18 protein-coding genes and 2 pseudogenes are annotated in these 17,478 nt (G+C 63.1%); 12 read left to right on the forward strand and 8 right to left on the reverse strand.

Going from position 1 to position 17,478, the window contains the following annotated elements:
• Together FHS55_RS23270 and FHS55_RS21930 are read left to right on the forward strand one after the other, a co-directional pair.
• A pseudogene (locus FHS55_RS23270) lies at nt 1-226 on the forward strand (transcriptional regulator); the annotation flags it as partial.
• A gap of 66 nt (nt 227-292) precedes the next feature.
• Complete coding sequence (locus FHS55_RS21930) at nt 293-550, forward strand: hypothetical protein (RefSeq protein WP_183192008.1); 258 nt, start codon at nt 293-295, stop codon at nt 548-550.
• A gap of 397 nt (nt 551-947) precedes the next feature.
• Here the strand turns inward: FHS55_RS21930 and FHS55_RS21935 are convergent, their stop codons facing one another.
• A complete protein-coding gene (locus tag FHS55_RS21935; protein WP_183192009.1) occupies nt 948-1,511 on the reverse strand; it encodes a TetR/AcrR family transcriptional regulator in 564 nt (187 codons plus the stop codon).
• Nucleotides 1,512-1,621: 110 nt separating this feature from the next.
• On the opposite strand from FHS55_RS21935, the gene FHS55_RS21940 reads away from it, so the two are divergent.
• The 3 genes from FHS55_RS21940 to FHS55_RS21950 all read left to right on the forward strand — a co-directional run bounded on the left by FHS55_RS21940 (nt 1,622) and on the right by FHS55_RS21950 (nt 4,375).
• Entirely contained in the window at nt 1,622-2,410 is a 789-nt protein-coding gene (locus FHS55_RS21940) for an SDR family NAD(P)-dependent oxidoreductase (protein ID WP_183192010.1), read from the forward strand.
• A gap of 33 nt (nt 2,411-2,443) precedes the next feature.
• Nucleotides 2,444-3,445 carry an NADP-dependent oxidoreductase gene (locus tag FHS55_RS21945; protein WP_183192011.1) on the forward strand — a complete coding sequence of 334 codons (1,002 nt, stop codon included), beginning with the start codon at nt 2,444-2,446 and terminating at the stop codon, nt 3,443-3,445.
• Nucleotides 3,446-3,559: 114 nt separating this feature from the next.
• Entirely contained in the window at nt 3,560-4,375 is an 816-nt protein-coding gene (locus FHS55_RS21950; RefSeq protein ID WP_183192053.1) for an oxidoreductase, read from the forward strand.
• Between the two features lie 289 nt (nt 4,376-4,664).
• Here the strand turns inward: FHS55_RS21950 and FHS55_RS21955 are convergent.
• Both FHS55_RS21955 and FHS55_RS21960 read right to left on the reverse strand, forming a co-directional pair.
• Nucleotides 4,665-5,297, reverse strand: a pseudogene (locus tag FHS55_RS21955) (tyrosine-type recombinase/integrase).
• 164 nt (nt 5,298-5,461) lie between these two features.
• Nucleotides 5,462-6,361, reverse strand: a complete 900-nt coding sequence (locus FHS55_RS21960) for an AraC family transcriptional regulator (protein ID WP_343056321.1) — start codon at nt 6,359-6,361, stop codon at nt 5,462-5,464.
• A gap of 146 nt (nt 6,362-6,507) precedes the next feature.
• On the opposite strand from FHS55_RS21960, the gene FHS55_RS21965 reads away from it, so the two are divergent.
• Nucleotides 6,508-7,263 (forward strand): SDR family NAD(P)-dependent oxidoreductase, encoded by a 756-nt coding sequence (locus FHS55_RS21965; protein WP_183192013.1) that lies wholly within the window; start codon nt 6,508-6,510, stop codon nt 7,261-7,263.
• 355 nt (nt 7,264-7,618) lie between these two features.
• Here the strand turns inward: FHS55_RS21965 and FHS55_RS21970 are convergent, their stop codons facing one another.
• Genes FHS55_RS21970 through FHS55_RS21985 form a run of 4 tightly spaced genes read right to left on the reverse strand, consistent with a single transcriptional unit; the run spans nt 7,619 to nt 10,415 of the window.
• Nucleotides 7,619-8,140: a hypothetical protein gene (locus FHS55_RS21970; protein ID WP_183192014.1), complete on the reverse strand. Its 522-nt coding sequence runs from the start codon at nt 8,138-8,140 to the stop codon at nt 7,619-7,621.
• 38 nt (nt 8,141-8,178) lie between these two features.
• Nucleotides 8,179-8,985: an alpha/beta fold hydrolase gene (locus FHS55_RS21975; protein WP_183192015.1), complete on the reverse strand. Its 807-nt coding sequence runs from the start codon at nt 8,983-8,985 to the stop codon at nt 8,179-8,181.
• 56 nt (nt 8,986-9,041) lie between these two features.
• Nucleotides 9,042-9,719 carry an alpha/beta fold hydrolase gene (locus tag FHS55_RS21980; protein WP_183192016.1) on the reverse strand — a complete coding sequence of 226 codons (678 nt, stop codon included), beginning with the start codon at nt 9,717-9,719 and terminating at the stop codon, nt 9,042-9,044.
• Between the two features lie 36 nt (nt 9,720-9,755).
• The gene (locus tag FHS55_RS21985; RefSeq protein ID WP_246340381.1) at nt 9,756-10,415 is read right to left on the reverse strand and encodes an HD domain-containing protein; all 660 of its coding nucleotides are present in this window, start codon (nt 10,413-10,415) and stop codon (nt 9,756-9,758) included.
• Nucleotides 10,416-10,687: 272 nt separating this feature from the next.
• Between FHS55_RS21985 and FHS55_RS21990 the strand changes: the two genes are divergently transcribed.
• Nucleotides 10,688-11,659 carry a GlxA family transcriptional regulator gene (locus FHS55_RS21990; RefSeq protein WP_183192017.1) on the forward strand — a complete coding sequence of 324 codons (972 nt, stop codon included), beginning with the start codon at nt 10,688-10,690 and terminating at the stop codon, nt 11,657-11,659.
• A gap of 243 nt (nt 11,660-11,902) precedes the next feature.
• Here FHS55_RS21990 and FHS55_RS21995 read toward each other — a convergent pair whose 3' ends face one another.
• Nucleotides 11,903-12,844: a GntR family transcriptional regulator gene (locus FHS55_RS21995; protein WP_246340383.1), complete on the reverse strand. Its 942-nt coding sequence runs from the start codon at nt 12,842-12,844 to the stop codon at nt 11,903-11,905.
• A 142-nt stretch (nt 12,845-12,986) separates the two neighbouring features.
• On the opposite strand from FHS55_RS21995, the gene FHS55_RS22000 reads away from it, so the two are divergent.
• The 5 genes from FHS55_RS22000 to FHS55_RS22020 all read left to right on the forward strand — a co-directional run bounded on the left by FHS55_RS22000 (nt 12,987) and on the right by FHS55_RS22020 (nt 17,473).
• A complete protein-coding gene (locus FHS55_RS22000) occupies nt 12,987-14,072 on the forward strand; it encodes an isocitrate/isopropylmalate dehydrogenase family protein (protein WP_183192018.1) in 1,086 nt (361 codons plus the stop codon).
• 29 nt (nt 14,073-14,101) lie between these two features.
• The gene (locus FHS55_RS22005) at nt 14,102-15,478 is read left to right on the forward strand and encodes an NAD-dependent succinate-semialdehyde dehydrogenase (RefSeq protein ID WP_183192019.1); all 1,377 of its coding nucleotides are present in this window, start codon (nt 14,102-14,104) and stop codon (nt 15,476-15,478) included.
• A gap of 1 nt (nt 15,479) precedes the next feature.
• Nucleotides 15,480-15,896: a cupin domain-containing protein gene (locus FHS55_RS22010; protein ID WP_183192020.1), complete on the forward strand. Its 417-nt coding sequence runs from the start codon at nt 15,480-15,482 to the stop codon at nt 15,894-15,896.
• A gap of 88 nt (nt 15,897-15,984) precedes the next feature.
• Complete coding sequence (locus FHS55_RS22015) at nt 15,985-16,962, forward strand: Bug family tripartite tricarboxylate transporter substrate binding protein (protein ID WP_183192021.1); 978 nt, start codon at nt 15,985-15,987, stop codon at nt 16,960-16,962.
• A 19-nt stretch (nt 16,963-16,981) separates the two neighbouring features.
• Nucleotides 16,982-17,473, forward strand: a complete 492-nt coding sequence (locus tag FHS55_RS22020) for a tripartite tricarboxylate transporter TctB family protein (RefSeq protein ID WP_183192022.1) — start codon at nt 16,982-16,984, stop codon at nt 17,471-17,473.
• Nucleotides 17,474-17,478 lie beyond the last annotated feature (5 nt).

The raw sequence follows: 17,478 nt of genomic DNA on the forward strand, positions 1-17,478 counted from the left end.
GGTGGCCACCCGCCGCGCCGCCAAGCAAGTGTTCTACCGGCTGGCTGATATTGGCGTGGCGCAGTGTGTGCGCAGCATCGAGGCGCAGTTCGGTGCCGGCGACGCGACGATCCTGACGCCGTCAACGGCCCCGCCGGTGGTCGAGCCGGCCGCCGCGCCGCGCCCGCGCAACCGCAGCGCCGCGCAGTTCGCCCGCATCATGCGCCCCGGCGGGCCGGCAGCTTAAGCCCCGCTTAAGCTGCGCCCGGCACCTGCCGCGCTCGACCCGATCGAGCCCAGAGCCCCGCCCCTCATGAGCGCCATAAGCCTCGGCCCCTTCGTCTTTGCCGGCGATCGACTTGCCGCTGTTCTCGGCATCGGTGCCTTCCTGCTGATGACGGCGCTGCTCGACCGCCGTGTCGGCCCCGGTCTGGGGTGCGCGCCCTGGTGGGCGCTGCTCGCCGGCCTCCTCGGCGCCCGGCTCGGCCATGTCGCGCAGCATTGGGAGAGTTTTTCGCTGGATCCGGCCAGCGCTTCACGGCGGGGCGCTTGTTCCCTTAATTGGGTATGACATCAGGACGTTGTGGCCGGCGGACAGACCATTTTATCTCAACGGCAGCTGTCGGGCTCCAAGCGGCCATTCGAGTGGTTTCGCCCGACGGTCCGCTGATGGCGCACCACGGCCTCCGGAGCGGTAAAAGGCAGCGTCCGCTTTCAGAAAATCGCTAATCCGATCTCTACGGCCGAGATGGCGGCGCTTTGCTGACATACGGCTTCGGGGCCGGTGGGAAACTGTCCGCTATTGGGGGCTTCGAACGAAAGCGGACATATCGCCCCGATGAATTGCCGAGGGCGAAACCGACCAAAAAGGCTATCTTCGGAACGTCCGCTTCGAGGTCGTGTCAAATTAATAGGCGGTCTACCGCCAGCTGGGGATGCGATACAAATTCCGTTCGTGGGCCACGGAATTACAGGGCTGACCCGTCCTCGATCCCCGCCTCGATCCAGGCGCGGGTCTGCTCCAGGATCTCGTCCGAAAGAGCGGGGTCGTCAATGGCGCGGGCGAGGATGACCGCTCCGACCATCGCCGCCCAGCTTCCAATTGCGGTCTGACGCCGGTTGGCAGGGTTCGCCAGCGGGAGCGACGTCTCGATGCGTCCGATCTGCGAGCGCAACCCTTTCGTCATCGCTTCGCGTGCCGCCGGGGTCTGGTGGCGGATGATTGCGGCAAGCCCCGCCGTGGGGCAACCCGCGGCCGGGTTATCGCGATGGCGCGGCGACAGATAGGCCTCGAGATAGGCGCGGATTTCGGTGTCCCCGCCGGCGTCAGCCGCGAGGACATGGGCCAGCGTCTGCGCGACCAGATCATCCTTTGAACCGAAATGCCCATAGAAGCCGCCATGGGTGAGCCCGGCGGCCTTCATCACCTCGGCGACGCTGACGGCGTCGAAGCCCCTGTCGCGAAACAGCACGCTGGCAGCGTCGAGGATGCGGCGGCGGTTCTCCGCCATCTGCTCGCGGCTGACCTTCATTTCAGAATCCTCCGACGTCCGTCATTGACAGTTACATGATGATCGTCATATTTAGGATTAATCATGATCATCATCATGTATATGACCACGAATTGAAGAGAGAACAACCCATGGCCGCACAACCCTCCGTTCTTATCACCGGCGCCTCGACCGGCATCGGCGCGGCTTATGCCGAGCGTTTTGCCCGCCGTGGGCATGATCTGGTGCTGGTTGCCCGCAACACGGCGCGCATGGAAGCGCTGGCGGCTCGCCTGCGTGAAGAGACCGGCGTGGCGATCGACATCGTCACGGCCGACCTGACACAGCCCGCCGACCTCGCGGTCGTTGAGGCCCGCCTGCGCGGCGACGCCCGCATCGGCATCCTCATCAACAATGCCGGAACGGCCATTGGAGGCAGCTTCATCGAGCAGAGCACTGACGCCGTTGCGCAGCTGCTCGCACTCAACACCACCGCCGTCCTGCGGCTGGCCAGTGCCATCGCGCCGCGTCTGGCACAGGCCGGCGCGGGCGCGATCGTCAATATCGGCTCGGTGGTCGGGCTGGCGCCGGAATTCGCCATGACGGTCTATGGCGCCACCAAGGCTTTCGCGCTGTTCCTGTCGCAGGGGCTTAGCGTCGAACTGGGCCCGAAGGGCGTCTATGTCCAGGCGGTGCTCCCCGCCGCCACGCGCACCCAAATCTGGGAGCACGCCGGGGTGGACGTCGACGCCATGGCCGGGGTGATGGACGTCGAAGAACTTGTCGACGCGGCGATGGTCGGTTTCGACCGCCGCGAGGCCGTCACCATCCCGCCGTTGCCCGATGTGGAGCAATGGAACGCCTTCCAGGCCGCGCGTCAGGCCATGCTGCCGAACACACGCCAGGAACACGCCGCGGCGCGTTACCGGGCGGCCGACTGAGCCTTTGCGCAGGAACCCAGAGAGCAGACCCTCATGAAGGCCTTCATCCTCGACAAATACAAGAAGCGTGGCGCCCTGCACTTCGGCGATAGGCCGGAGCCGGCAGTGGGGGATGACGATGTCCTGGTCGACATCCACGCCGCCGGCCTGAACCCTCTGGATTCCAAGATCCGCGACGGCGCCTTCAAGCCAATCCTTCCCTATCGGCCACCCTTTGTCCTCGGGCACGAGATGGCCGGCGTCGTCGCGCGGGTCGGGTCCAGGGTCCGCCGTTTCAAGGTGGGCGATGAGGTCTATGCCCGTCCGCGCGATGGCCGCATCGGAACCTTCGCGGAGCGGATCTCCATCCATGAGGGCGATCTCGCGCTGAAGCCCGCCAATCTGACCATGGAGGAGGCGGCGTCCATCCCCCTGGTCGGGCTCACCGCCTGGCAGGTCCTGGTCGACCGCGCCAGTTTGCGCAAGGGGCAGAAGATCCTGATCCATGCGGGATCGGGCGGCGTCGGGACATTCGCCATCCAACTCGCCAAGCATCTCGGCGCGACGGTTGCGACGACGACCAGCACCGCCAATGTCGATCTGGTCCGAAGCCTCGGCGCCGATGTCGTCATCGACTACAAGAAGCAGGACTTCGAGACGGTCCTGTCGGGTTACGATGTCGTCCTGAACAGCCTGGACGGTGCCACGCTCCAGAAGTCCCTGAGCGTGCTGAAGCCCGGCGGCAAGCTGATTTCCATCTCCGGTCCGCCGGACGCCGATTTCGCCCGGCAGAAGGGGCTGAACTGGGGGCTGCGGCAGCTCATGCGCCTTCTGAGCTTCGGCATTCGCCGGAAGGCGAAAGGCCGGGGGCTCGCCTATTCCTTCCTGTTCATGCGGGCGGATGGCGAGCAGTTGAGCCAGATCACGGCGCTGATCGAGGCCGGGGCCATTCGGCCGATCATCGACCGGGTCTTCCCGTTCGCCGCGACCAACGAGGCCTTGGCCTATCTCGACACCGGACGGTCAAAAGGCAAGGTCGTCGTCCGGCTGAAGTGACGGCGGCGTCGCCTCACCTTGACGCATGGCCGGCCCTGCGGCGTCGGCCGGCGGCGACTATTTGGGCCGCGATGGCGGACCCGTTCCCTCGTCCCGCAAACCGGATCAGCAGCTATGTCCTCACACTCTCCGAAAACCGCTCTTGTGACGGGGGCGTCGTCCGGCATCGGCCGGGCGAGCGCCGAAGTCTTGGCGCGGGCCGGCTTCACCGTCTTCGGCACCAGCCGCAAACCGGGCGAAACCGCCCCGAGCGAGGTTACAATGCTGGCGTGCGACGTGACGGATGACGCTTCCGTCACCGCCCTCATTTCGCAGGTGCTCGCACGAACCGGACGCATCGACGTTCTCGTCAACAATGCCGGCGTCGGCATGTTCGGGGGCGCCGAGGAATCCTCAGCCGCGCAAGTTCAGCGCCTTTACGACGTCAATCTGTTCGGCGTTGTCCGGCTTATCAACGCGGTGCTGCCGTCGATGCGGGAACGCGGGAAGGGCCGCATCATCAATCTCAGCAGCGCGCTCGGATTCATCCCCGCACCTTATTCGGCCCATTATGCCGGAAGCAAGTTCGCCGTTGAGGGCTATTCCGAGTCGCTCGACCATGAGGTCCGCGCCTTCAATGTCCGCGTCTGCCTGATCGAGCCCGGAACGGTGACCGGCAATTTCGACCAGAGCGCGCTAGAGCCGGATGCCAAGAAGCCGGAGTATGATGGCGGCCGCGCGTGGGTGCATGACTTCATCAGGAAGTCGTTGCCGAAGGCCGTCTCGCCCGAAGAGGTGGCGGAGGCGGTGCTTCAGGCGGCCACCACATCCCGCCACAGGCTGCGTTACCCGGTCGGCAAGGTGGCGAAACAGGTCAGCCTGCTGCGTCGCCTCATGCCCGCGCGGCTGTTTGACAAGGCGCTGCGCCAGCAATTCGGCCTGCCAAGTTGAGGAAGCTGCGCCTCGCGCCTGCTTCGTGCTGGTCATATTGTGAAAGACCAGGACCGGGCGCGGAGCCAGAATGTGCTGATGTATACAGGAACTTCGGTTAGACCGGGGTGACGTTCGACCTTGGAAGGACGGGTGCTGGTATTTGGCGCTTCATCTTCTGGCGCAAAGGTAACTACTTGCCTTTTCCAACCAATGTCTGCTTTTGGGATTTTCCGCCGCTCCGGCTAACGACCGGATGCGGGGCGCGTTGCTGAACGCGGCCTCGCCATGTTCAGCGAGGCCGCGCGGGTCAGATTTCAGTTGTCTCGGCAAGCGTAAGCGCATCATCGATATCGACACCAAGGTATCGAACGGTGTTTTCGATTTTGGTGTGTCCAAGCAAAATCTGAATAGCTCGGAGATTGCCTGTTGCCTTGTGGATGAGGGCGGCCTTCGTATGGCGGAGCGAATGCGTTCCGTATTCCTCGGGACGCAGTCCAATCGCCGTAACCCATTCATCGACCAATCGCGCGTACTGTCGAGTGCTGAGGTGCCCTTCGTGGTTGACCCGGCTCGGGAACGCGTAGTCGTCGATACTGCCACCACGACGTTCGAGCCACGCGAGTAGACTTGCCCTCGTATCTGCGGTGATCTAGAACTGGACGGGGCGGCCGGTCTTCTGCTGGATCACCATTGATCGGGCTCGTATTGCCGAGCCGGAGACAAGCGATCCGATCTTCATCTTGACGAGGTCGCAACCGCGAAGCTTGCTGTCGATCGCGAGGTCAAACAATGCCCGGTCCCGCATCCGCTGTTCGCGATCGAGGAAAAACCGGATCAACCAGATTTGCTTCACTTTGAGCGCTCGTTTGGCGCCGACCTGCTTGCCTGCATTCCAGGCTGGCCGACCTTTTGCGGCTGGGTCGTACTTTGAGATACCCACGTCATTTCTCCCTTTGGCCACCATGGCCAATGGAGAAATAGGAAGGGGCCGTCAGACGACGGTCCGCGATCGGGCTAAGTAAAGCGGATTGCTGCCGTTCACAGCTCAATGGCGCTGGCGCAATCCTGAGGAGAGACTAAGTCTCGCTGGTCGACGCGCCGATCTCATGCACTTAGTCTCGCCTCACGCATGTCACGGCCTGGAGGTGAACCGAACAGGCGCGCGTAGTCGCGGGTGAATTGCGGCACGCTCTCATAGCCAACCCGGTGGGCAGCATGGGCAATCCCCTGGCTATCCATCAGCATCAACCGCCGCGCTTCGATTAGCCGCAATTGCTTCTGGAACTGTAGCGGCGAGAGCGTGGTGATAGCTCGGAAATGCTGATGGAAAGAGGATTCGCTCATCCCCGCCACAGCCGCCAGATCCCCAATGCGCAGCGTATTGGCATAGTCCTGGCGGATCAGCGCCACTGCCCGGGCAATGCGATGGGCGTGGGTATCGGTGCCGCCGAGCGACCGAATCGCAGCGCCGTGATGCCCTGTCAGCAGCCAATAATGCATCTCGCGCAAGAGCGCCTCACCCAGCACCGGCAATGCTGCGGGGCGGTCCATGAGCCGCATTAGCCGTAGTGCGGCATCCATCACATCAGCGTCGGCCGGCTCGATGCAGATCGGGGCGGTATCGACGGGAGGCAAATCGGCCTCGGTGGTCAGCGTACGCAGCAATGCCGCGTCGAGTTCCAGCGCCAGCGCGTAATAGGGGGCCGCTGGGCTCGCTTCGAGAATCTGGCTGATGGTCGGAACATCGGCCGTGATGACCAAGGCCTCGCCCGCGCCATAGTCAAAGCTGTTCGTGCCCATGGTCACCCGTTTGCGGCCCTGTAGGCAGATCGCAATCAACGGCTTCTGCACGGTCACCTGCAATTCGCCCGGATAGAGCACCCGAACCGCTCCCAGACCTCGACAGGGCGTGGGCGCGAAACCTGATCGGTCGGAACGGTCATCCGCGTGGCGGCGAACAAGGTCGAAAAGACTGCGCATCGGAAAGGCTTCAGGATTTTGCATTACGGTATCAGGCAAGGATACAGGGCATTTTTCAAGCTCCGTCCTCAGCTTTCGTAGAAATAGGCAAAAGTGCGCGAGGAACAGGCAACTCTGCCACACCTATCCGCTCCATCTTCCGCTCATCCGAACACGATGAGGAACAAGACATGAGCAAAATCGCACTGGTCACCGGCGCCAACCGCGGCCTTGGCCGAAACACCGCTCTTTCAATCGCGCGCCATGGTGATGATGTCATCGTGGCCTATCGTGGTAATGCCGCCCAGGCCGGTGAGGTGGTGGCGGAAATCGAAGCCATGGGCCGCAAGGCCGTCGCCCTCCAGCTCGATGTGTCGAAGATCGCGAGCTTTCCCGTCTTTGCCGACACACTGCGCGACAGCTTGCGCGAGATCTGGAGACGCGACACCTTCGACCATCTGATCAACAACGCAGGTCATGGCGAATTCGCCCCGATCGGCGAGACGACCGAGGCGCAGTTCGACGGATTGTTCGACGTGCATGTGAAGGGAGTATTCTTCCTGACCCAGGCGTTATTGCCGCTCATCGCCGATGGCGGACGGATCGTGAATTTCTCGACCGGCCTGACCCGGTTTTCCTATTCCGGTTTCTCGGCCTATGCAGCGGCCAAAGGCGCGGTCGAGACTCTGACCCGTTATATGGCCAAAGAACTCGGCCCGCGCGGCATTGCTGTGAACGCTGTTGCTCCGGGTGCCATCGAGACCGATTTCGGCGGGGGCGTCGTACGCGACAACCCTGATCTGAACGCCCAGTTCGCCGGGCTGACCGCACTCGGCCGTGTTGGCGTGCCCGACGATATAGGCCCGATGGTCGCGAGCCTGCTCTCCGATGACAACCGCTGGGTCACCGCACAGCGCATCGAGGTTTCAGGTGGTCAAGCAATCTGATCCTGTTGCCGAGCGGCAGGCGGCCCCGAGAGGGCTAGCCTGCTTCTCTGACTGAGAGCATCTGGCTACTTGCCAGAGTGGTCTCAGATGGGGCCGGGAGCGGACTGGCAGTTCTCAGAAAATGAGCGCTGATAGCGGACGCACTCGAACATGTTGACCGAGGCGGGGTGGGCGCCCGCACCGCCGCCCAAATGGAAAGACAGGAATGGACCGTTCGTGGCCCGACGCAGGCTCAACGAATTGGTGCGGTGTCATCCAAGTCGCGGATAAACACCACACCTTCGCGGACCAGTTATGGACCAGTTATCATGCCAACCCAACCTGATCGTTAAACCGTGTTCGTAGGCATCGGCGCTTATCGGCGGCGCGCCATTCGCTCAATGCTCTTGGCGAAAAGCGGCGTCTCCTCAGCGTTGTGCGCCTCCAGGTCTTTCGCCATGGCGGCCTGTGCCTGCGTGGCATCGATCTTGTTATCCGCAAGGAATTTCAGGAACTCCGGCGTTGCGTGCACGGCGACACGGTTGAGAAACGTACAGCGTCCGTTTTCGGCGGGTGCAGCCTTCAATTCCCATGTGATGTGTAATTTCGTGCGGCCGCCTTGCGCGGTGAGAACGTCGCTGGTCGAGACGAGGCGGCAATGATCCTTCTCGGATACATCTTCATTGTAGTGGGAGATGATCAGGTTGCCGACCTTCTCCACGTTGATCGAGACGCGCTTGCCTGCCGGATCCGTGCTTGCGCCTGCGGCGATATGCGCCTGAGAGCACAGTTGATATTCATCGTCGGCGAGCGTGAAGACCCACTCGGTCAGATCAAGCGCTTCGATCGGCGCGTCGATGGTGGATGTGTATTCGGATTCTGCGAGAAGTTCAGACATGGGTTGGTTCCTTTCGGTTGGTGGGCATGGGTAAGCGGTCACGGCTCGACACCGGCATGTGTCGCCGTCGACAGTGAATTCGCGAAGTTCGCGATGATCCGGGCGAGCGTCCTGGGGGTCTCGAGCATCGACAGGTGTCCCGTCCCGGGCAGCACCTGCAAAACGGCGTGAGGAACGCGGGTAAGAAGTTCCGCCTTCAACAGATCGACGCTGTCGACGCGGTCCAGTTCGCCGGCGACGACCAGCGTCGGCGCCGTGATGTTGGCGACCTTGTCCGAGATGTCTTCCAGGCTCGTCGCCCGGGGCCAGGCCGCCTTCGCCTGCGGCGCACCGCGCAGGCTGTCTTCTATGACCTGTTCCCGGTCGGCGGCCACGAGCTGCTTTGCCGTCAGCACGTTATCGATCGTCGCTTCGACCGCCTCGCGGCTTGAATAGGCTTGCGCCATCCCCTCCCGCGCTTCAGCAGGCATGCGCATCGGCTGGGGTGGCGATGGTGCGACCAGAACGAGGCCGGCAAGTCCCTGCGGCCGCCGCGAGGCCATCAACTGAGCGACCTTGCCGCCCATCGAATGGCCGACGAGCACGTAGTCTCGCAAGTTGAGTGCCTCGATGACGCCTTCGGCATCGGCGGCGAGGTCGGCCAGCGCGTAGCCGCTTGGCGGCGCTTCAGACTGGCCCCAGCCGCGCTGGTCGATCGCGAGGGTGCGAAAGGCGGGGGCCAGCGCCTGCGTGACATGCCGCCATGTGCGCGACGAGCCGCCCCAGTAATGGAGGAAGACGAGCGCCGGATCGCCTGTCCCGAGATCCTCAACATGAAGCTTGACGGTATTTGATAACGTGCTCATGAGATTGCTCCGGAACAGGTGCGAACGTCGCGGCCATAATGGTCCGCTGGTGCGGGTCAGGCGGCGGCCTGAACGATGAAGTCGGTCACGATGTCCGGATGCGACAGCATCGGCATATGGCTGGAAGCGACATGCTGGATCGTCGCATTCATGCGCTTGGCCATGCGTTCCTGATCCACGCGCAGGATCGCCAGATCCTCGGTACCGATAAGGTAGAAGGTCGGACGCGTGCGCCATGCGGCCTGCGTCAGGGTGCCGCCGAGCGCCGCGCCGTTGATCGGGCCCTGCGTGGCATGGACCACCGCCTGCTCGATGGGGTCGAGGTCCTGGGCGAACAGCGTGGCGATGCCCTTCGGCGTCAGCGACAGGAAGCCTTCCGCGTCGGGTCGGATCTCGTCATTGAGCGGGGCAGCTTCGAACTGGCCGAACAGCGAGCCGGCGGATTCCCCGGCATCGGGTGCAAAGGCGTCGATGTAGACGAGCCGCGTGACCTTGGGGTTGTTGCCCGCCTCGCCGATAACGGCACCGGCATAGCTGTGCCCGACCAGAACCACATCGCCCTGCGCCAGAGCTATGGCGCGGCCGACGGCGGCAACATCGGCCTCGAAGCTGGTGAGCGGGAGCTGGACGGCCGTGACGGTCATGCCCTTGGCAGTCAACAGCGGAATGATCTTGGCCCAGTTGGAGCCGTCGGCCCATGCGCCATGAACGAGAATTACGTTGGATACAGTCATTGTCTTTTTCCTTGAAAGTAAGCGGGTTGAAGGTTTTCAGCCGTGCCAGTGCGAGCAGCGGATGACGGAGCAGAAGTTGCCGCGATGGAAATGCGGTTCCTTGTCAGCGATCACGTCGGCCTTGACGTTGCCGAAGGTGGTGTCAGGCTTGTGCTTGATGCCGTCGTAGAAGGCCTGGATGATGTCTTCCTTAAAGGCAGGAGTGCGCGGGAAGGCACCGACTACAGCCTCGCGGGTGGCATCGGGGAAGCGATCATAGGTCAAGCCCAGCACGTCCATCTCGACGCCTGCGGTGGTGAGTGCGATCACCGGATGCATGAATTCGGGCACGCCGGGCGTGGTGTGCAGCGCAATGCCGGTCCACACCTTCTCGATGTCGGAAGGGTCGAGGTTGTAGCTTTGCAGGAAATCGCGGGCGGCATTCGCTCCGTCCACCTCGAAGCGCAGATCGGCGCTGCTGTGCGACGGCATCAGGCCGACATCGTGGAACATGGTGGCCGCGTAGAGCAGCTCGGGGTTGAACGTCAGGCCGCGCTGTTGCCCAGCAATGGCGCCAAAGAAGAACACGCGGCTCGAATGATTGAAGAGCAACTCGGTCTCGGTGTCGCGAACGAACTCGGTGATAGCGTGGGCCAGAGTGCTATTGGGGATGGCGATGCCGCTGATGGCGGAGATTGCGTGATGGGTCTTGGTCAATGTCTCTCTCCGTGCATGGCAGGCACACCCCGGCGTTCCCGAAAATGGGCGGTGCCGGCGCTCATTGCCGCTGATTGAAACGATGGTGGTGAAGGCTCTGGACGAGGGCCTTTCGCTCTGCCCCTTCTCAATCGCAGCAATCCAGCATGGCAGCAATGACAGTGGACCTCTGAAAACTGCCAACCATCTGCGATAACCTGCCCCAGACGCCTCAAGCCCGTCTGAAGTCCGGAACTGCCGGGCGTCGCTCGGCACGAAGGACATGGACACCGATGGCAAGAAGAAACGTTGCACTCGTTATCTACGAAGGCGTTCAGGCGCTCGATGTCGCCGGGCCCCTTGATGTTTTTGCTGCGGCCAATGGCTTTTTGCCGGAGGAGGAACACTATAACTGCGTCCTAGTGGCAGGCAGCACAGATCCCCTGCGCAGTTCCAACGGCATGCTAATGGTCGCCGATCTTAGTTTTGATCAGGCCAATCGTGCGTTTCACACGGTGTTGGTGGCAGGCGGGCCCAACCTCGCGGACAGTCCGAACGATGACGTTATGTCAGCCTGGCTGAAGGAATGGGGCGTTGCGGCTCAACGCTATGGCTCGATCTGTACCGGCGCGTTCGCGCTTGGCCGTGCGGGCCTGCTCGATGGGCGGACCGTGACGACCCACTGGCTCTGCTCAGGCCTGCTGGCCACCCAATTTCCCGAAGCCCGCGTCGAGCACGATCGTATCCATGCACGCGACGGCCGCCTGGTAACGTCCGCCGGGGTGACGGCAGGCATCGACCTTAGCCTTGCTCTGGTGGGCGAAGACCACGGCCCCGCGCTGTCACTTGCCTGTGCCAAGGCGCTGGTCGTTGTTGCCCAGAGACAAGGTGGCCAGTCGCAATTCAGTCCGTTGCTGCAATCTACGGGAGATCCCGAAACCCCACTGGGCAAGGTACAGGCCTATGTCATGGACCATATCGGCGAGGCTTTTCCCGTAGAGCGCCTTGCTGCGCTGGCCGGGGTCAGCCCGCGCAGCATCGCGCGGCTGTTCGTGCGCGAACTGAGTGTCACGCCGCACGAGTTCGTGGAAGGGGTGCGTCTGGACCGGGCCCGTAACCTTTTGGAAGCCTCGGATCTGGCGCTCAAGGCCGTCGCCTTCGACTGCGGATTTGCCAGCCCCGACCAGATGCGCAGCGCTTTTCAGCGGAGGCTCAACGTCACGCCCCAGCAATATCGCGGGAGTTTCAGGACTACGTCAGCATAGAGTAGAGCTGCTGCAAATAGGCACAATCCATCAGCTCTGTCCCGAAAGCCGCTCGAACCAACGTATGCGCAGATCGCCCTTGGAACGGCAGCTTCCGGGAGCGTTGATGGAAGCCTGCTAGGGCCGAAATGGGGGCGCGAAGCCAAACGTCCGCTCTCGGGCAGCGATCCAACTTCTGCTCATGGCGCGGTCACGACATCTTTCGACGCGCAAAGAACAGGGCGACACTTACGGCTCGTTGGCCTAGGACGAGACCGAGCGGCTTCGAACCGCCATATGCTTTTCCGAATTAGGACGGATATTGCGGGCACGCACCTTCAGCGTGCTGAGCTCTTCAAGATGCTGTTTCATGAACTCCGCCGCCTCGACACGCTTGCCGGCGAGCAGCAGGTCGATCAGGACGAGATGCTCCTGACATCGACCGCGGGCGCTGTCACGATCGAGCATCTGCCGATAATCGATGAGGCGGCGGAGTCGGTCGATCCGCTTGAGTGCGTCTATGAAGAAACTGTTGCGGCTGCATTCGACAATGGCTTCGTGCAGCCCGCTATTGAGCTCGAAAAGCCGCGCATCCGACACTTCATAGATCGCGCCGTCGACCAGCCACTGCTGCTGGTCTCGGCAATGTTCCAGCACCGGGCGGTTGAGAAGGAAGCGCGGCTCCAGGATTGCGGCGGGCTCAATCAGTAGCCGGAATCGGTAGCTGTCCTCATAGGCCTGAAGTGACGTCAGCACCGGCAGGAATTCCCAGCCATGGCCGGGCAGACGCTCGATCCATCCTTCGTTCGCCATGCGCCGAAGAATATGAGTTAGCCGCGCCCGCGTGAGCTTATAGCGCCGCAACAGCTCGCTTTCGGTGACGCGATCAGGTAGCCGACCAGATACGCGATCATCCGCGATATCGAGATAGATCTGCTCGTCGTCATAGTTCGGTACATGATCGAGCTTGCGGAAGGTCTCCGCGTCGAGCCGGGCGATTACGAAACCACCGCGCCCACCGGGTCGCACGATCCCCGACTTCTCCAGCAATTTGAGCGCGGCGCGCACCGGCGAGCGCGAGACCTTGAACAGCTCTCCCAGCCCGCGCTCAGTGAGGTGCTCGCCCTCTTCCAGACGCTCGGCGCGAATGTGCTCGGCGATCTGTGCCGCCAATTGCTGGGTCAGAGGCGTGATCTGCATCGGCATGGAATCCCTCGAAATCCCTTTTGACACAGACCGTCAGCGACACAAATTCAATTTGGTATTTATCACTTGCAAAGTACCAAATTTGGCTTTATTTGGTATTTCAACAACATAAAAAACCATACTGTTTGGGAGGATGCTGACCGTGCAGCTGCTCGTTTTGCCGGGTGATGGAATCGGGCCGGAGATCACCGCCGCGACGCTGCGCGCGCTCGGCGTGCTGAACGATCATTGCGCTATCGATGTCCGCTGGAGCGAGGCCGACATCGGCCTTAAGTCGCTGCGCGAGCGGGGCACCACGCTGCCGGACGCCGTGCTGGACGGTGTCCGCGCCGCCGACGGTGTGCTTCTCGGCCCGGTGTCGCACTACGAGTACCCGTCACGGCAGGAAGGCGGCATCAATCCTTCAGGCGAACTTCGCACCCGCTTCGAACTGTTCGCGAACATCCGCCCCTGCCGCTCCCTCAGCGATCTAAGCATTCTCCGCCGGCCGATGGACCTCATCATCGTTCGCGAGAACACCGAGGGGTTCTACTCCGACCGCAACATGGTGGCCGGCACCGGCGAGTTCATGCCGGACGAGAGCATGGCGCTCTCGGTGCGCAAGATCACCGCGCGTGCTTCCGAGCAGGTCGCCCGCGCCGCGTTCGAGCTGGCCCGTGGGCGGCGGAAGAAGGTCACGGCGGTTCACAAGGCGAATGTGCTGAAGCTCTCCGATGGCCTGTTCCTGCGGGAAGTGCACAAGGTCGCTGCTGGCTATCCGGAGGTTGTTCTGGAAGAGCTGATCGTCGACGCCGCCGCCGCTCACCTCATCCGCACGCCGGACCGTTTCGACGTCATCGTCACCACCAACATGTTCGGCGACATCCTCTCGGATGAAGCGTCCGAGCTATGCGGCAGCCTTGGCCTTGGCGGATCCATCAGCATCGGCGACGGCATCTGCGTGGCGCAGGCACAGCACGGCTCAGCACCGGATATCGCCGGCCGGGGTATCGCCAATCCGACGTCGCTCATGCTCTCGGCTGCGATGCTGCTGGACTGGCGTGGGCGCCGTGATGGCAGCAAGCCGCTGATCCACGCTGCGGCGGCACTCGACCACGCGGTCAGCAAAGTCCTTGTCGATCCAGCGACCCGTACCCCCGATCTCGGCGGCACGCTTTCCACGGAAGCCTTCACCGACGCTGTGTGCGCGGCCATTGCACGCTCGTCAGCCGCTGGACAGGCCGCCTGAGTTCCAACGCTCAAACTGACGGTTCCGAAATGCTCGTATCGATCAACCCCGCCGATGGCGCCGAACTGGCGCGCTATCCGCTCCACACCGCGCTGGATGTGGAAGACGCGCTCGCCAACGCCGCAACCGCACAGGCGGCATGGCGGCAGGTTCCCGTTCTCGAACGCGTCGGTCTGTTGCGACGCATGGCGAGCGTGCTGCGCGCCAACAAGGCAACCTATTCCCGGATGATCACCGAGGAGATGGGCAAGCCGCTGGTCGAGGCAGAGGGCGAGATCGAAAAGTGCGCGTGGAACTGCGACTTCTATGCCGATGAAGCGCCGGTCTTCCTTGCGGATGAGATCGTCGCTTCGTCTGCGTCTCACAGCGCCGTGGTGTTCGACCCGCTCGGCGTCGTGCTGGCGATCATGCCGTGGAACTACCCTTTCTGGCAGTTCTTCCGCTTTGCCGCCCCTGCGCTTGCCGCGGGCAATGGCGCCCTTCTCAAGCACGCCAACAATGTGCCGCGCTGCGCACTGGCGATTGAAGAGGTGATGCTCGAAGCAGGGTGTCCCGATGGGCTGTTCCGCACGCTGCTCGTCGAGCCGAGTTCCGTCGCGGGCCTTATCGCTGATGATCGCATTGCGGCGGTCACCCTCACCGGATCGACCGAGGTTGGCGCAATCGTCGCGGCGCAGGCCGGCAAGGCGCTGAAGAAGCAGGTGCTGGAGCTCGGCGGGTCGGATCCCTTCATCGTGCTCGCCGACGCCGACATTGAGGCCGCCGCCGCCATGGCGGTGAAGGCCCGCTATGTGAATGTCGGACAGAGCTGCGTGAACGCCAAGCGCTTCATCGTCGACAATGCGGTGGCGGACAGCTTCGTCGACGCGTTCTGCCGCCATGCCGCCGCCCTCAGGATGGGCGACCCGCTCCAGCAGGGCGTGTCCATCGGGCCTATGGCCCGCGCCAATCTGCGCGCCACGCTCCACGATCAGGTCGAGCGCAGCGTGGCAGCTGGCGCGGTCCTGAAGATGGGCGGCCAGATCGTCGACGCGCCAGGCTTCTTCTATCCGGCAACCGTCCTCGACAACGTGACGCCGGAGATGGCGGCTTTCCGCGAGGAAACCTTTGGGCCGGTCGCCGCCATCATCCGCGTCGACGGGGCTGACGAGGCGATCTGCCTCGCCAACGACACCGAGTTCGGCCTCGGCGCGGCGCTCTGGACCGCGGATGTCGAGCAGGCGCAGCGTCTTGCACGGCGCATCGACGCCGGCGCCGTCTTCATCAACGGCATGGTCGCCTCCGATCCGCGTCTGCCCTTCGGCGGCATCAAGCGGTCCGGCTATGGCCGGGAGCTCGGCTCGTACGGCATCCGCGAATTCGTGAACCTCAAGACCCTCTGGGTCGGTCCCGTGAAGGCAGCGTGAAATGACCAATACCCATCCGACCGGTGCGGTGCTTCGCCCCTCCGAAATCAAGCCGCGCGAGCGTGGCGGCGGCGCGCGCACCGTGCCGCTCGTCACCCGCCGCATCGGTTCGACCAGCTTGATCAACGGCATCACCGCTTTTGAGGGCGGCGCGTCGATCCCGATCCACACCCATAATTGCGAGGAGAGCGTGATGGTGCTGGAGGGTCATGCCATCGCGAACTTCGACGGTGTCGAGCACCACCTCGGTCCACAGGAGACCACGTGGATCGCGGCGAACGTGCCGCACAACTTCCGCAACGCGTCGGCGACCGAGCCGATGAAGATCTTCTGGACCTACGCGTCCGTCGACGCCACCCGCACCATCGTCGCCACGGGCGACACCCGCACCATTGATGCAGAACACGACGCCAAATAGGCGCGAGTGACCAGAGGTCCGCCTGACGGAGCTCCCAAGAGAAGAAAAGACGCCAATTCAAACAATCACATACCCCAGGGAGGGAATAATGATCACTATGGATCGCCGCCAGTTCTCCTTTCTCACGACCGCAGCCATCGCATCGCTGACGGTAGGCGCTTCGCCGCTGCTAGCGGAGGAGGTGAAGGGGCTTGAACTCCTCGCCCCCAGTGCTCCGGGCAGCGGTTATGACCAGCTCGCGCGCAGCATGCAGGCCGTGCTTCAGGAGAAGAAGCTGGCCTCCGGCATTCAGGTTCAGAACGTCGCCGGCGGCGGCGGCACGGTCGGCCTGTCGCAGTTCATCACCAGCCGCAAGCGGGCACCGAGCATTCTGGTGTTCGGTTTTGCGCTCGTCGGCGGCATCATTACCACCAAATCGGCGGTGAATCTCGATCAGGTCGTGCCACTCGCCCGGCTGATGGGCGAAGCCAATGTCATCGTTGTTCCCGAAAGTTCGGACATCAAGACGCTCGCGGATCTCATCGCCAAGCTGAAGGCCAATCCGCAGGCGGTATCGTGGGCGGGCGGTTCTATCGGCGGCATCGACCATGTGATGGTCGGCCTGATCGCCAAAGCCGTGGGCGTCGATCCGACCAAGGTCAACTATGTCGTGCACGCCGGCGGCGGCGAAGTGCTCGCCTCCACGCTTGGCGGCCATGCCACGGTCGGCATCAGCGGCTTCGAGGAATTCCGCAGTCAGATCGAGGCTGGCAAGCTCCGCGCGCTGGCGATCTCGTCGGGCGAGCGCATGCCAGACGTGAAAGTGCCCACGCTGAAAGAGGGCGGCGTCGATCTCGCTATCATGAACTGGCGCGGCCTTGCCGTTCATGCCTCGACCTCGGAGGACGAGAAGAAGGCGCTCACCGAGATGATCGCGGCAATGGTCAAGACCCAGGAATGGAAGGCGGTGCTGCAGAAGCGCGGCTGGATCGATACCTATCTCCCCCCTGCCGAGTTCGCGAGCTTCCTGAAGCAGGAACAGGTTCGCGTGGCGACGGCGCTCAAAGACGTCGGCCTGACCCAGTAGTCGATCTGGAGAACCGGCGATGACAACGGAAAAGGGCCTGCGACTTGGAGAGGTCGCCTTCGGTCTGGCGGTACTGGCGCTTGGCGTCTTCATCGCCTTCGAAACCTGGACAATGCCTGGGGTGGGGGCGGCGACAACCGTTGGCCCCCGCCTGTTCCCCGGCCTCGTTGCCGCAGGACTGATCCTTGTCGGCTTGTGGCTGCAGCTTGAGGCCGTTACCACCGGTCCGGTCAAGGCCGATGGAATCGAGATCGACTGGCCGTCCTTTTCGCTGGTGGCGAGCGGCCTGCTGCTCCAGATCGTTTTGCTGGAAACACTCGGCTGGATACTCGCCGGTACGCTGCTGTTTGTCATGACAGCGCGCGCCTTCGGCAGCCGCCGCCATCTCACGAATGCCCTGATCGGTCTCGCGCTGACGACGCTGACTCTCGTGGTGTTCGACCTGGGTCTGGATCTCGAGCTTCCCGTCGGCTCGCTCTTCGAGCCGCTGCTCGACGCCCTTCAGAAGTAGATCAT

Origin of the sequence: Ancylobacter tetraedralis, from assembly GCF_014195655.1 — a bacterium.
In the GTDB taxonomy this organism is placed as follows: Bacteria; Pseudomonadota; Alphaproteobacteria; order Rhizobiales; family Xanthobacteraceae; genus Ancylobacter; species Ancylobacter tetraedralis.

Coding starts and splice junctions, on each gene's coding strand:
- FHS55_RS21930 (WP_183192008.1), top strand. CDS start 293: ATGAGCGCCATAAGCCTCGGCCCCTTCGTCTTTGCCGGCGATCGACTT.
- FHS55_RS21990 (WP_183192017.1), top strand. CDS start 10,688: ATGGCAAGAAGAAACGTTGCACTCGTTATCTACGAAGGCGTTCAGGCG.
- FHS55_RS21975 (WP_183192015.1), bottom strand. CDS start 8,985: ATGAGCACGTTATCAAATACCGTCAAGCTTCATGTTGAGGATCTCGGG.
- FHS55_RS22005 (WP_183192019.1), top strand. CDS start 14,102: ATGCTCGTATCGATCAACCCCGCCGATGGCGCCGAACTGGCGCGCTAT.
- FHS55_RS21950 (WP_183192053.1), top strand. CDS start 3,560: ATGTCCTCACACTCTCCGAAAACCGCTCTTGTGACGGGGGCGTCGTCC.
- FHS55_RS21935 (WP_183192009.1), bottom strand. CDS start 1,511: ATGAAGGTCAGCCGCGAGCAGATGGCGGAGAACCGCCGCCGCATCCTC.
- FHS55_RS21965 (WP_183192013.1), top strand. CDS start 6,508: ATGAGCAAAATCGCACTGGTCACCGGCGCCAACCGCGGCCTTGGCCGA.
- FHS55_RS21945 (WP_183192011.1), top strand. CDS start 2,444: ATGAAGGCCTTCATCCTCGACAAATACAAGAAGCGTGGCGCCCTGCAC.
- FHS55_RS21970 (WP_183192014.1), bottom strand. CDS start 8,140: ATGTCTGAACTTCTCGCAGAATCCGAATACACATCCACCATCGACGCG.
- FHS55_RS22020 (WP_183192022.1), top strand. CDS start 16,982: ATGACAACGGAAAAGGGCCTGCGACTTGGAGAGGTCGCCTTCGGTCTG.
- FHS55_RS21980 (WP_183192016.1), bottom strand. CDS start 9,719: ATGACTGTATCCAACGTAATTCTCGTTCATGGCGCATGGGCCGACGGC.
- FHS55_RS22010 (WP_183192020.1), top strand. CDS start 15,480: ATGACCAATACCCATCCGACCGGTGCGGTGCTTCGCCCCTCCGAAATC.
- FHS55_RS21960 (WP_343056321.1), bottom strand. CDS start 6,361: ATGCAAAATCCTGAAGCCTTTCCGATGCGCAGTCTTTTCGACCTTGTT.
- FHS55_RS22015 (WP_183192021.1), top strand. CDS start 15,985: ATGATCACTATGGATCGCCGCCAGTTCTCCTTTCTCACGACCGCAGCC.
- FHS55_RS21940 (WP_183192010.1), top strand. CDS start 1,622: ATGGCCGCACAACCCTCCGTTCTTATCACCGGCGCCTCGACCGGCATC.
- FHS55_RS21995 (WP_246340383.1), bottom strand. CDS start 12,844: ATGCCGATGCAGATCACGCCTCTGACCCAGCAATTGGCGGCACAGATC.